The organism is Propioniciclava sp. MC1683 (assembly GCF_014164675.1).
GTDB lineage: Bacteria > Actinomycetota > Actinomycetes > Propionibacteriales > Propionibacteriaceae > Propioniciclava.
Map to the genome: position 1 here is coordinate 23596 of NZ_JACJFX010000018.1, position 12475 is coordinate 36070.

Genomic DNA, 12475 nt, shown 5'->3' on the forward strand with positions numbered 1-12475 from the left:
GCGACCACCCTAGGCCAGGGCTCAGGAGTGGGCCACCGCCAGATCGACGGTCAGCGCGGCGGACCATCCGAACACCGTCGTGGCCCTCGGGGGCTTGACCCCGGTGTCGGGGCGGAAGTACTCGTTGGGTCCTTGCGCCGCGACCAGTTCGAGGGTCGCGCGCTCAAGGCGTTCGGCCTTGTCGATCAGCCCTTGGCGGCGAAGCCCCTGCGCGACGAGCCAGTTGGTGTTGACCCAGACGGGGCCGCGCCACATCCGGGTCTCGGAGAAGTCGGGGTCGCGCACGGCCACGGTCGGGAGCGGATGCGCGGTCGCGAACCTGGTCGGGTCCTCGATGGCTGCGACGATGCCGTCCACGAGGTGCGGCGGCAGGCCGTCGGCCAGCAGCGGCATGAGCGAGACGATGGCCTCGGAGGCGACGACGTCGCCCGCCTCGCCGACGCTGGGGAAGAACTCCCCGTTCCACGACTCGATGAGGGCCGCCAGCTCGGCATCGGCGCGGGCGGTACAGCGCTCGGCCTCCGCGTCGCGGCCGCGCTCGCGCAGCCAGCCGGCCATGAGCCGGTCCGCCAAGACGAGGTAGGCCGACAGGTCGGGGGAGACGAGGATCGCCTCGTGGTCGAAGATCGGGGAGTCGTCCAGGCCTGACGAGTAGGGGTGGAGGTAGGCGGGGCGGCCGGCCGGGGCCGAGTCGCGGTACCACCACTCCTGCGCCGCCAGCATCGTGGCGAGGAACTCGTCGACGACCGACTGGTCACCCATGAGGGCCACGGCCAGCGCCGTGAGCGGCGGCTTGGTGAGGGGGACGGCGGTGTGGGCGAGGCTGGGGGAGGCCATCGCACGGAGATTCTCGAGGTCGCCCGGGGGGAGGTCGTCGGAGGAGGCGAGGATGCCGTCCTCGTGCACGACGTCGGGCAGTTGGCCGGAGGTGCTGGGGTGGGCGAGCGCGATGCGCAGCTGCTCGCGGGCGAGGCCGGGATCGCCGTGGCGCAACCCGATCGCCATGAAGTAGGCGTCCCACTGCCACAGGCCCACGTAGCCGATCTTCGAGGGCACGACGGCGCGGTTCAGCCCGGCTGGGGCGTCGAGGACGAGGGTGTTCACCCCGAGGGTCCACCACGCGAAGCGGGTCACGTCGCGCCACCGTGGGTCGACGGCGGGGCAACGCGCCAGCCACTCCGCAAGGTCGGCGATCACGCCGGCAGGTGGTTCGGCGGGGTGGATGAAGGATGCCTCGCCGAGCGCCGGGCCGGGCACGTGATCCACGGACCAGCCGTCGGGCAGACCGACGGCGATCTCGTCGTCGGGCGTCACCATGAGCCAGGCGCCGCCGGTGAAGCTGATGCGGAATGGATCGGCAGTGGAGACGGGTGCCTCCAGGCCGTCGTCGTCGAGCACCCGCAGGCGCTCGACGACGACGCTGTCCGCGAGGGATCGCTCGTACGCCGCGCGGTGGACGGTGAGCCCCGTCTCCCCGCGGCGGACGAACAGGCGCGAGAAGCGCACGGTGTAGGGCTCCTCGTCGAGGTCGAACCAGTGCGCCAGGTCTGCGCCGAGGTCGATCATCAGCGGCCGCCCAGACCCGAGGTCGCGAGCGATTCGATGATCTGACGCTGGCCGATGACGAATGCGATGAGCATCGGCACCGTGGACAGCGCGGTGGCGGCCATGACCAGGCCGTAGTTCATGCCGCCGTACTGGCCCTGGAACTGGCTCAGGAGCAGCGGGACGGTGAACAGCTCGGTCGAGTTGAGCAGGACGAGGGGAAGCAGGAAGTTGTTCCACGCGTCCAGCGCGACGATGATCGCCAGCGCGCCCAGACCCGGCCGGATGGCGGGCAGGATGATCGTCCAGTAGATCCGCCAACGCGAGGCGCCGTCGATCATGGCGGCCTCCTCGAGTTCGACGGGCACCGAGGCGATGAACTGCCGGGCGAGGAACACACCGAACGGGTTGACCATGATGGCCGGGATGATCAGCGCCAGGTGCGAATCCACCCACCCGATCTGCGCCATGAGGAAGTAGAACGGCACGAGTGTGACCTGCTTGGGCACCATCTGCATCGCGAGGAACACCCAGAAGAGCACCACCTTGGAGCCCTTGAACGGGATGCGCGCGAAGCCGTAGGCGGCCATCGAGGCGGTGAGCAGCGTGCCGAACACGACGAGCACGGTGATGTAGATCGAGTTGGCGTAGGCGCGGCCGAACGGCAACGAGTTCCACGCGTCGGCGAAGTTCGTGAACACCCACGGATCGGGGAAGACCGACAGTGGGTCCTGCAGCAGTTGCGGGAGGCCCTTGAAGGCCGTCAGCAGCATCCACAGGAACGGCGCCACCATGAGGAGCGCGACGGCGAACACCAACGGGTGCTTCAGCCAGCCCCAGGAGAACCGCTTGGCGGTGTGCTCGGGGGCCAGACGTGTCTGTGTGGTGGTGGTCATCACTCAGCCCTCGTAGTGGACGAACTTCTTCTGCGCGCCGAACTGGAGAGCGGTGATCACCAGGGTCAGCACGAGAAGGACGATGGACGCGGCGCTGGACAGGCCGAACTGGCTCTTGGCGAAGCCAAGATCGTAGATGTGGTAGACGATCGTGCGGGTGCCGTTGTCGGGGCCGGCGTTCTTCACGAGGACGAACACCAGGTCGAACGTCTGCAGCGACGAGATGAACGCGACGACGGACTGGTAGAACACGATGGGACTCAGCAGCGGCAGGACCACCTTGAAGAACCGTGAGACGGGGCCGGCGCCGTCGATGGCTGCCGCCTCCATGACCGACGGCGAGATGGACTGCAGGCCCGCCATGAAGATGACGATGTTGAGGCCCAGAGAGCTCCAGATCGTCACCAGACACACGGCCATGAGGGCCAGCCACGGGTGGCCCAGCCAGTCGATCGGCTCAATGCCGAGCGTGTTGGTCAGGAAGCCCGAGATGACGCCGTCGGCGCGCAGCAGCTGCTGCCAAATGAGCGCGATGGCCACCGAGCTCGTGACGACGGGAGCGAAGAACAGCACCAGGTAGAACGGGCGGCCCTTGATCTTGTTGAGCACCACGGAGGCGACGATGGCCAGGAACAGGCCGATCGGCACCGTGATGGCGGCGATCACGAGGGTGTTGATGATGGCGCGGCCGAGCAGCGGGCTGGTCAACTGGTTCGCGAAGTTCTCGAACCCGATCAGCTTGGGCATGCCGAAGCCGTTCCACTCCGTGAACGCGAGCAGGAACGCGGCGAGGAACGGGAGAAGTGTGAACAGCAGCATGCCGAGCGCTTGTGGCGCCACGAAGAACATGCCCCAGTAATTGTCCTTCTCCCGCCAGCCGCGCCGAGGCCCCGTGTGGGCCTCGGCGACAGCGGGCGCGGACATCAGGCCGTCTTCTCCTGGACGAGGGCGGCAACCTCGTTGAGGGCGGTCTTGGCGTCCTTCTTGCCCTCGTAGAGCGGCTGCATGTACTCAACCGCGATGGTGTTGCTCAGATCCGGGACGGCCGCCTCGGTCGCGTAGTTGGAGTAGCCGATGTCGCGCATGTCGAGCATGGTCTGGGCGTGGGCCGGGTAGCCGCCGTCCAGGACCAGGTTGTCGGCACCGTTGATCGACGGCACGGCGTTGCCCTGACCCTCGAGACGCAGGGTCTGGCCTTCCTTGTTGAGGAACGCGGAGAAGAACTTGAGGGCGGCCTCGGGGTCCTTCGTCTTGGCGTTGATGGCGAGGTAGGACGCGGCGACGCCCGTCGGGGCGGCCTTGCCGTCGTGGGTGGGCCAGCGGACGATGTCGTAAAGGTTCTCGTCCACGCCCGCGCCGCGGATCGCGCCGATCGTGTAGCGGCCGGCGGCGAGGAAGCCGAGCTTGTGCGTGACCAGCATCGAGTCGGAGCCGGCGCCCTCGGGGAGGAGGTCGGCGAGCTTGAGTTCGCCCGACTGGAAGCGCTTGGCGTACTCGGTCATGGCGGCGACGGAGTTGGCGTCCTCGTGGGCGACGTACTTGCCGGCGTCGTCGTAGACCTTGCCGCCGTTGGTGGTTCCCCCGGCTGGAACATGAACACCACGTCGCCGGGCAGCTCGTCGCGGTGCGCGTGGAGCAGGTGCGCCGCCCCGACGAGGGTCGCGGTGTGCACGTCGTGGCCGCAGCCGTGCATGTGCCCGTCCCGCTCCGAGGCGAACGGCAGGCCGGTCTCCTCGTGGATCGGCAGGCCGTCCATGTCGCCCCGCAGCAGCACCACCGGTCGACCGGAGGCCGCGGCGTCCGACCCCGCCCTGCCGCGCAGGACCGCGGTGACCGAGGTGGACGCCACCCCGCGCGTGACCTCGAGGTCGAGCCCCTCGAGCGCCGCCAGGACGGCAGCCTGCGTCCGCGGGAGGTCGTTGCCCAGCTCGGGCCAGCGGTGCAGCCGGTGCCGCAGGTCGGTGATCCGGGGGGCGAGTACGGCGGCCTCGGTGAGGTAGTCGGTCATACCGTGAGCGTAGGACGAACCCCCGTGGGCATGTCGAAAACCGTCGGTGCCAGCGACTAGGTTGGGCCGCATGGATCAGCCCACCCGCGTGAACCCGCTCCCGAACGTGTCGGTGATCCTGCTCACGATCACGGCCGCGGTGGCGATCCTGTTCGGCATGCGGCAGTACGCCGAGATCCTCGGCCCACTCCTGCTGACGGTGAACCTGTTCATCGCCGCGTACCCGATCCAGACCTGGCTGGTGAGCCTGAAGGTGCCCCGCCTGCTGGCGCAGGTGGTGCTGGCCCTGACGGTGTTCGCGATCCTCGCCGTGTTCTTCTACGCCCTGACCTGGTCGATCACCGCCCTGGTGCAGGAGCTGCCGATCTACCAGTCGCAGTTCTGGACGCTGTACCACGAGGTCGTGGCCCTGCTGAGCCAGTTCGGCATCTCCGAGCAGCAGGTGGTCGACCAGATCCGCGGGGTGAACCCGACGAGCCTGGCGGGGCTGCTCTCCAGCGCCCTGGGCAGCGTGACGAACATCGTCTCCCTGCTCGCGATCATCGTGGTGATGATCTTCATGATGGCGTTCGACTCCGACAGCTTCGGGGTGCGCAACGCATCGCTCCAGCGCCACCAGCCGCGGGTGTGGCTCTCGATCGCCGACTTCATCGTCGGCGTGCGCCGCTACTGGGTCGTCACCTCGATCTTCGGACTCATCGTCGCCGTCATCGACGTGATCGCCCTGGAGACCCTGGGCGTCCCGCTGGCGCTGGTGTGGGGCATCTTGTCCTTCATCACCAACTACATCCCCAACGTGGGCTTCATCATCGGCCTCGTCCCGCCGGCGATCATGGCGCTGCTGGCCAACGACCCGCTCACCGCCCTCCTCGTCGTGATCATCTACTCGGTGGCCAACTTCGTCATCCAGTCGATCATCCAGCCGAAGTTCAACGGCGACGCCGTGGGCGTGACCGCGCTGGTCTCGTTCCTGTCGCTGCTGCTGTGGAGCTCGGTGCTCGGCGCCCTGGGCGCCCTGCTGGCCCTGCCGATGACCCTGCTGGCCAAGGCGGTCCTGATCGACCACGACCCGCAGATGCGCTGGGTCAACGCGTTCATCTCCAACGACGTGACGATGGCCGACCCGCACCGGCTCCACCTGAGCCGGGCCGCCCTGCCCGAGGGCCAGTCCGCGGCCCTGGCCGCGGTGCACGAATCACCGGTCCACCCCGCGGAGGCGCACGAAGATCCCGACCCCGACCCCGACAAGACGGACGCCCCCGCCCCGGCTCCCGAGGAGCCGGACCAGGGGCGTCCGGAGAGCTGAGCGGCTACAGGTTGTAGCCCACCGCGCGGAGCTGCTCGCGGCCCTCGTCGGTGATGTTGTCCAGCGTCCACGGCGGCAGCCAGACCCAGTTGATGGTGGCCGAGTTCACCAGCGGCCCGAGCGCGACCTGCGTGTCGTACTCGATGCGGTCGGTGAGCGGGCACGTCGGCGAGGTCAGCGTCATGTCGACGGTGGCGTTGTTCTCGTCGTCCAGGTGGATGCCGTAGACGAGGCCGAGGTCGACCACGTTCACCATGAGCTCGGGGTCGACCACGTCGCGCATGGCCTCCTCGAGGTCCTCGATGGTGGGACGGTCCAGCACCGGCGCCGGCTGCTGCTCGGCGTCGGGGAAGGTGTCGCGCACCAGGTCGGACGGGCGCGGTTCGTCGGTCATGATTCCTCCTTGTTGGTGAGGGCGTGGGCGACGGCGTCCTTCCACGCCGACCACCCGAGCAGCGCGCACTTCACGCGCGCGGGGAACTGGGCGACCCCCAGGAACGCGATGCCGTCCTCCAGGACGTCCTCGTCGGGTTCGTGGTTGCCGCGGCTGTGCATCATCTCGGTGAAGGCGGCGGCCGTGGCCATGCCCTCCTCGACCGTGCGGCCGACCACGAGGTCGTGCATCACCGACGTGGACGCCTGCGAGATCGAGCAGCCCACCGCGTCGTAGCTCACGTCGGCGACGGTGTCGCCGTCGAGGTGCACGCGCAGCAGGATCTCGTCGCCGCAGGACGGGTTCACGTGGGTGACCTCGGCCTCGTAGGGGTCACGCAGGCCGGAGCCGTGCTTGGCCTTGTAGTGGTCCAGGATGATCTCCTGGTACATCGACTCGACGCTCATCGTCCTCCCCCGCTGTGCCCGCCGAAGAAGTCGCGGGTGTGGTCGAGCGCCTCGACGAGGGCGTCCACCTCGTCGGGCGTGGTGTACAGGTAGGCCGACGCCCGGCTGGACGCCTGGATGCCCAGGCGGTGGTGCAGCGGGCGTGCGCAGTGGTGGCCACCGCGCACCGCCACGCCCCGCGAGTCGAGGATCTGCATGACGTCGTGGGGGTGGATGTCGAACCCGTCGGAGCTGGTCAGCGTGAACGAGATCGCTCCCCCGCGGTCGACCGCCTCGGTCGGGCCCAGGATGCGCAGGCCCTCGACGCGCTGCAGCTGCTCCAGGGCGTAGGTGGTGATCAGGTGCTCGTGCTCGGCGACCCGGTCCATGCCCAGCATGGTCAGGTAGTCGACGGCCGCGCCCAGGGCGACGACCTCGGCGATCGGCGGCGTCCCGGCCTCGAAGCGGGCCGGCGGGCGGGCGAAGGTCGAGCCCTCCATGCGGACGACCTCGATCATCTCCCCGCCACCCAGGAACGGCGGCAGCTGCTCGAGCAGCTCGTACCGGCCCCACAGCACGCCCAGCCCGGTCGGGCCGAGCATCTTGTGGGCGGTGAAGGCGAGCAGGTCGGCGCCCAGCGTGGTCACGTCGACCGGCATCTGCGGCACGGCCTGCGACCCGTCCACGACGAACACCGCGCCGACGGCGTGGGCCATCTCGGCGAGCTCGGTGACGGGGTTGACCGTGCCGAGCACGTTGCTGACCCACGTCAGCGAGACGACCTTGGTGCGCTCGTTGACCAGGCCCTGCTCGCGCGCGGAGTCGAGGTCGAGGCGTCCGTCGTCGGTGATGTCGAACCAGCGCAGGGTGGCGCCCGTACGCTGGCACAGCAGCTGCCACGGCACGATGTTGGAGTGGTGCTCCATCACCGACACCACGACCTCGTCACCGGGGCCGACCGCGAGGTGCTGGCCGAGGGTGTGCGCGGCCAGGTTCAGCGCCTCGGAGGCGTTCTTGGTGAACACGACCTCCTCGGTCCGCGCGCCGATGAAGGCGGCGACCTTGGCCCGACCCCCCTCGAACGCCTCGGACGCCTCGGCCCCCAGCTGGTGCATGGCCCGGGCGACATTGGCGTTGTGGAACAGCAGGTGGTTGCTCATCGCCTCGACGACCGCCCGCGGCTTCTGGGAGGTGTTCGCCGAGTCGAGGTAGGCCAGCGGGTGCCCGTTCACGTGCCGCTGCAGGACCGGGAAGTCGTCCCGGACGAGCCCCGGCAGCGCGAACGCGGCCGGGGGCGGCTCGGACGCCCCCAGCCAGCCGGCTGCCGAGAGGTCGGTGTCAGGCATTCGCCCGCGCCGCCGCGATGTACGCGTCGTAACCGGTCTCCTCGAGCTTGGCCGCGAGCTCGGGGCCACCCTCGGTGACGACCCGGCCGTCGACGTAGACGTGCACGAAGTCGGGCTTGATGTAGTTCAGGATGCGCGTGTAGTGGGTGATCAGCAGCACGCCGCGGTCGCCCTGGGCGGTGTAGCGGTTGACGCCGTCGGCGACGACGCGCAGCGCGTCGATGTCGAGGCCGGAGTCGGTCTCGTCGAGGATCGCGTACTTCGGGTTGAGCAGCTGCAGCTGGACGATCTCGGCGCGCTTCTTCTCACCACCGGAGAAGCCCTCGTTGAGCGAGCGGGCCGAGAACGAGCTGTCGAGCCCGAGGTCCCCCATCGCCTGGTTGACCTCCTTGACCCACGTGCGGACCTTGGGGGCCTCGCCGTCGATCGCGGTCTTCGCGGTGCGCAGGAAGTTGGACATCGAGACGCCGGGCACCTCAACCGGGTACTGCATGGCGAGGAACAGGCCGGCGCGGGCGCGCTCGTCGACGCTGAGCTCGGCCAGGTCGGTGCCGTCGAGGGTCACCGAGCCCGAGGTGATCTCGTACTTGGGGTGGCCGGCGAGGGCGTAGGCCAGGGTCGACTTGCCCGAGCCGTTGGGACCCATGATGGCGTGGACCTCACCCGGGTTGATGGTCAGGTTGACGCCCTTGAGGATCTCCTTGGGGCCGTCCTCGGTGAGGACGTCGACGTGCAGGTCGCTGATGACGAGGGACATGGGTCTGGTGACTCCTGGTAGCTGGGTTTGTCAGATCGAGTTCAGGGGGTTGTCGAGGTCGACGAGCACGTCGTCGCCCTCGACGGTGACGGGGTAGACCGGCACCGGGCGGGTCGCGGGCAGCTCGAGCGGCTCGCCGGTGCGCAGGTCGAAGCGGCTGCCGTGGGCGAAGCACTCGATGGTGCACTCGTCCACCTCGCCGAGGCTGAGCATGACGCGGCCGTGGCTGCACTCGTCACGGATGGCGAACAACTGCCCCTCGTGCTGGACGAGGGCGACGATCTCGTCGCCCACCTCCGCCGAGAAGGGCTTGTCGTCCTCCAGCTCGATGACGGAGCACGCGCGGGTCCAGGCCATCAGGCCTCCACGGACGCCGCGGGTGCGGCCCCGACGCTGGCGGCGAGCTCGCGCTCGACCTCGGCGATGAGGCGCTCCTCGACGTCGTCGACGCCGATGCGCCGGATGATGTCGATGAAGAAGCCCATCACGACCAGGCGCTTGGCCTCGACGGGGTCGATGCCACGGCTGGTCAGGTAGAACAGGTGCTCGTCGTCGAAGCGGCCGGTCGTCGAGCTGTGCCCGGCGCCGGCGATCTCGCCGGTCTCGATCTCGAGGTTGGGCACCGAGTCGGCGCGGGCGCCCTCGGTGAGCACGAGGTTCTTGTTCGACTCGTAGGTCTCGATCCCCTCGGCGACCTTGCGGATCACCACGTCGCCGATCCAGACGGCGTGGGCGTCCTGCCCCTGGAGCGCGCCGCGGTAGTCGACGTTGCTCTTGGTGTGCGGGGCGTTGTGGTCGACGAACAGGCGGTGCTCGATGTGCTGGCCGGCGTCGGCGAAGTAGAGGCCGAACAACTCCGCCGACCCGCCGGGGCCGTCGTAGGAGACGTTGGTGTGCATGCGCACCAGGTCGCCGCCGAAGCTGACGTTCACGTGCCGGTAGGTCGCGTCGCGGCCCACGCGGGCGGTGTGCTCGGCCGCGTGCAGGGTGTCGTCGTCCCAGTCCTGCAGCGACACGAACGTCAGGTTCGCGCCGTCGCGGACGTCGATCTCGATGTTCTCGAGCTGCTGGGTCGAGCCCGTGTGGCGGAACACCACGGTGGCCTTCGAGTTCGGCTCGGCCACGATCACGTGCACCGCGTTGTTGCGGCGCGCGGCGTCCCGGCCCTCGATGTCGAGCCGGATCGGCTCGGCCACCTCGGTGTTGGCGGGGATGCGCAGGTACAGCGCGTCCTCGCAGCCCAGGTTCGCCAGCGCGGCCGGGCGGTCGCCGGGCGTGAGCACGGTGCCGCGGGGCGCTTGGCCCGCCCTGAGGTTGGACGCCTCGACGCCGGCCACCTCGTGGAGGGTGAACTCGACGGCGTTGTCGCCGGGCTGGTCCTCGTTCGGGCGCTCGGCCAGCAGCGGGGCGATCCGGCGCATCGGGGTGAAGCGCCAGACCTCCTCGCGGCCGTCGGGCATCGGGTGGTCAGCCAGGTCGAAGCTCGGCTGCGGGTGCAGGTGCGACTCGAGGGTCTCGAGCGCGCCGGCGACGTTGGGGACTTCAGTCACGGTCACGTTGTGGTTCCTCCCGCGGGCGTCAGCCCACGGCTCCTTCCATCTGCAGCTCGATCAGGCGGTTCAACTCCAGGGCGTACTCCATCGGCAACTCGCGGGCGATGGGCTCGACGAAGCCGCGCACGATCATCGCCATGGCCTCGTCCTCCTCCATCCCGCGCTGCATCAGGTAGAACAGCTGGTCGTCGGAGACCTTCGACACGGTGGCCTCGTGGGCCATCGACACGTCGTCGACCTGGACGTCGACGTAGGGGTAGGTGTCGGAGCGCGAGACGGTGTCGACGAGCAGGGCGTCACACTTCACCGAGCTGGCCGAGTGGTGCGCCTGCGGCTGCACCTCGACCAGGCCGCGGTAGGACGCCCGACCGCCGCCGCGAGCGACGGACTTGGAGATGATCGAGCTGCTCGTGTGCGGCGCGGCGTGCACCATCTTCGAGCCGGTGTCCTGGTGCTGGCCCTCGCCCGCGAACGCGATCGAGAGGGTCTCCCCCTTGGCGTGCTCGCCGAGCAGCCACACGGCCGGGTACTTCATGGTCACCTTGGACCCGATGTTGCCGTCGACCCACTCCATGGTCGCGCCCTCCTCGCAGGTGGCGCGCTTGGTGACGAGGTTGTACACGTTGTTCGACCAGTTCTGGATCGTCGTGTAGCGCACGCGGGCGTTCTTCTTCACGATGATCTCGACGACGGCCGAGTGCAGCGAGTCCGACTTGTAGATCGGCGCGGTGCAGCCCTCGACGTAGTGCACGTAGGAGCCCTCGTCGGCGATGATCAGCGTGCGCTCGAACTGGCCCATGTTCTCGGTGTTGATCCGGAAGTAGGCCTGCAACGGGATCGAGACGTGGACGCCCTTGGGGACGTAGATGAACGAGCCGCCCGACCAGGTCGCGGTGTTGAGCGCCGAGAACTTGTTGTCGCCGGTGGGGATCACGGTGCCGAAGTACTCCTCGAAGAGCTCGGCGTGCTCCTTCAGGCCCGTGTCGGTGTCGAGGAAGATGACGCCCTGGCGCTCGAGCTCCTCGTTGATCTTGTGGTAGACGACCTCCGACTCGTACTGCGCGGCCACGCCGGCGACGAGGCGCTGCTTCTCGGCGTCGGGGATGCCGAGGCGGTCGTAGGTGTTCTTGATGTCCTCGGGGAGGTCCTCCCACGTCTGCGCCTGGCGCTCGGTGGACCGCACGAAGTACTTGATGTTGTCGAAGTCGATCGTCGACAGGTCCGCACCCCACGTCGGCATCGGCTTGCGCTCGAAGAGCTTGAGGCCGCGCAGGCGGCGCTCGAGCATCCACTCCGGCTCGTTCTTCAACCCGGAGATGTCGCGCACGACGGCCTCGCTCAGACCACGGCGCGCAGAGGCGCCGGCGACGTCCGAGTCGTGCCAGCCGAAGCGGTAGTTCCCGAGGGCCTCGAGGTGCTCGTCCTGTGTGGCACCGAGCCCGGGGGCCTGGGTCTGGGTCATGAGACCTTCCTCTCAACTGGGTGTGGGATGTGCGTGGTGCACACCCCGTCGCCATGGGCAATCGTCGCGATCCGCTGGACATGGCTACCCAGCAGCTCGGAGAACAAGCGCGTCTCCGCGGCACAGAGTTCGGGGAACTCGCGCGCCACGTGCGCCACGGGACAGTGGTACTGGCACAGCTGCGTCCCGGAGGCCACCGGCTCCAGGGACGCGACGTACCCCTGTTCGTTCAGCACCTCGGCCAACGCGTCGGCCGGGGCATTGTATTCCGCACCCTCGGCGGTGAACCGACGGCGCACCTCCTCCATCACCTGTTCGGCGAAGTCGTTGACCGCCTCCGCCCCGCCGGCGGCGCGGAGGAACTGGAGCGCGCGGATGGCGAGCTGGTCGTAGGCGTGGTGGAAGGTCTCGCGTCCGGCGTCCGTCAGCGCGAACACCTTGGCCGGACGCCCCCGCCCGCGGTGGCCGTACACCCGCTGCTCGCGGGCGACGAGGTGCCCCGCGTCGGTCAGGACCGCCAGGTGGCGGCGGATGGCGGCCGCGGTCAGGTCGAGGCGCTCGGCCAGGTCGGCCGCCGTGGAGGGGCCGTGCTCGAGGATCGAGCGGGCCACCCGGTCGCGGGTCGAGACGTCGTCGGAGAGCGGTTCGACCACCGCGTCTGGCACGTACTCAGCCATCCCCACCCCCTCGACTCCTATTAGGCAACACCATTCTTGCAAATATCCGTCAGCGCGCAACTCGACCACCCGGGTTCTGGGCACCCGGGCCGCGCCCGGGACGGGG

General features: G+C 69.0%; 14 protein-coding genes. 1 reads left to right on the top strand and 13 read right to left on the bottom strand.

Annotation, left to right across the window (positions count from 1 at the left end):
* Window positions 1–21: 21 nt before the first annotated feature.
* The 5 genes from H5397_RS11360 to H5397_RS11380 are packed head-to-tail and all read right to left on the bottom strand — an operon-like array spanning window position 22 to window position 4449.
* Window positions 22–1566: an amylo-alpha-1,6-glucosidase gene (locus H5397_RS11360; RefSeq protein WP_182817531.1), complete on the bottom strand. Its 1545-nt coding sequence runs from the start codon at window positions 1564–1566 to the stop codon at window positions 22–24.
* Complete coding sequence (locus H5397_RS11365; RefSeq protein WP_182817532.1) at window positions 1566–2441, bottom strand: carbohydrate ABC transporter permease; 876 nt, start codon at window positions 2439–2441, stop codon at window positions 1566–1568. The genes H5397_RS11360 and H5397_RS11365 overlap by 1 nt, the downstream gene beginning before the upstream one ends.
* 3 nt (window positions 2442–2444) lie before the next feature.
* Window positions 2445–3365 carry a carbohydrate ABC transporter permease gene (locus H5397_RS11370; protein ID WP_220492209.1) on the bottom strand — a complete coding sequence of 307 codons (921 nt, stop codon included), beginning with the start codon at window positions 3363–3365 and terminating at the stop codon, window positions 2445–2447.
* Complete coding sequence (locus H5397_RS11375) at window positions 3365–3943, bottom strand: extracellular solute-binding protein (RefSeq protein ID WP_182817533.1); 579 nt, start codon at window positions 3941–3943, stop codon at window positions 3365–3367. Before H5397_RS11375 ends, H5397_RS11370 begins: the two co-directional genes overlap by 1 nt.
* A complete protein-coding gene (locus tag H5397_RS11380; RefSeq protein WP_182817535.1) occupies window positions 3940–4449 on the bottom strand; it encodes a M20/M25/M40 family metallo-hydrolase in 510 nt (169 codons plus the stop codon). The genes H5397_RS11375 and H5397_RS11380 overlap by 4 nt, the downstream gene beginning before the upstream one ends.
* A gap of 70 nt (window positions 4450–4519) precedes the next feature.
* Between H5397_RS11380 and H5397_RS11385 the strand changes: the two genes are divergently transcribed.
* Window positions 4520–5755, top strand: a complete 1236-nt coding sequence (locus tag H5397_RS11385) for an AI-2E family transporter (protein WP_182817536.1) — start codon at window positions 4520–4522, stop codon at window positions 5753–5755.
* A gap of 4 nt (window positions 5756–5759) precedes the next feature.
* Here the strand turns inward: H5397_RS11385 and H5397_RS11390 are convergent, their stop codons facing one another.
* Genes H5397_RS11390 through H5397_RS11425 form a run of 8 tightly spaced genes read right to left on the bottom strand, consistent with a single transcriptional unit; the run spans window position 5760 to window position 12369 of the window.
* The gene (locus H5397_RS11390) at window positions 5760–6149 is read right to left on the bottom strand and encodes a metal-sulfur cluster assembly factor (protein ID WP_182817538.1); all 390 of its coding nucleotides are present in this window, start codon (window positions 6147–6149) and stop codon (window positions 5760–5762) included.
* Window positions 6146–6595, bottom strand: coding sequence for a Fe-S cluster assembly sulfur transfer protein SufU (sufU, locus tag H5397_RS11395; protein WP_182817539.1), 450 nt, complete (start codon window positions 6593–6595; stop codon window positions 6146–6148). Before sufU ends, H5397_RS11390 begins: the two co-directional genes overlap by 4 nt.
* Window positions 6592–7920 (bottom strand): cysteine desulfurase, encoded by a 1329-nt coding sequence (locus tag H5397_RS11400; protein ID WP_182817540.1) that lies wholly within the window; start codon window positions 7918–7920, stop codon window positions 6592–6594. Before H5397_RS11400 ends, sufU begins: the two co-directional genes overlap by 4 nt.
* Window positions 7913–8677, bottom strand: a complete 765-nt coding sequence (gene sufC, locus H5397_RS11405) for a Fe-S cluster assembly ATPase SufC (RefSeq protein WP_182817541.1) — start codon at window positions 8675–8677, stop codon at window positions 7913–7915. Before sufC ends, H5397_RS11400 begins: the two co-directional genes overlap by 8 nt.
* A 30-nt stretch (window positions 8678–8707) precedes the next feature.
* Entirely contained in the window at window positions 8708–9034 is a 327-nt protein-coding gene (locus tag H5397_RS11410; RefSeq protein WP_182817543.1) for a non-heme iron oxygenase ferredoxin subunit, read from the bottom strand.
* Entirely contained in the window at window positions 9034–10233 is a 1200-nt protein-coding gene (gene sufD, locus H5397_RS11415) for a Fe-S cluster assembly protein SufD (protein ID WP_309224349.1), read from the bottom strand. The genes H5397_RS11410 and sufD overlap by 1 nt, the downstream gene beginning before the upstream one ends.
* A gap of 22 nt (window positions 10234–10255) precedes the next feature.
* Complete coding sequence (gene sufB / locus H5397_RS11420; RefSeq protein WP_182817544.1) at window positions 10256–11692, bottom strand: Fe-S cluster assembly protein SufB; 1437 nt, start codon at window positions 11690–11692, stop codon at window positions 10256–10258.
* Entirely contained in the window at window positions 11689–12369 is a 681-nt protein-coding gene (locus H5397_RS11425) for a metalloregulator ArsR/SmtB family transcription factor (RefSeq protein WP_182817545.1), read from the bottom strand. The genes sufB and H5397_RS11425 overlap by 4 nt, the downstream gene beginning before the upstream one ends.
* Between the last annotated feature and the right edge of the window lie 106 nt (window positions 12370–12475).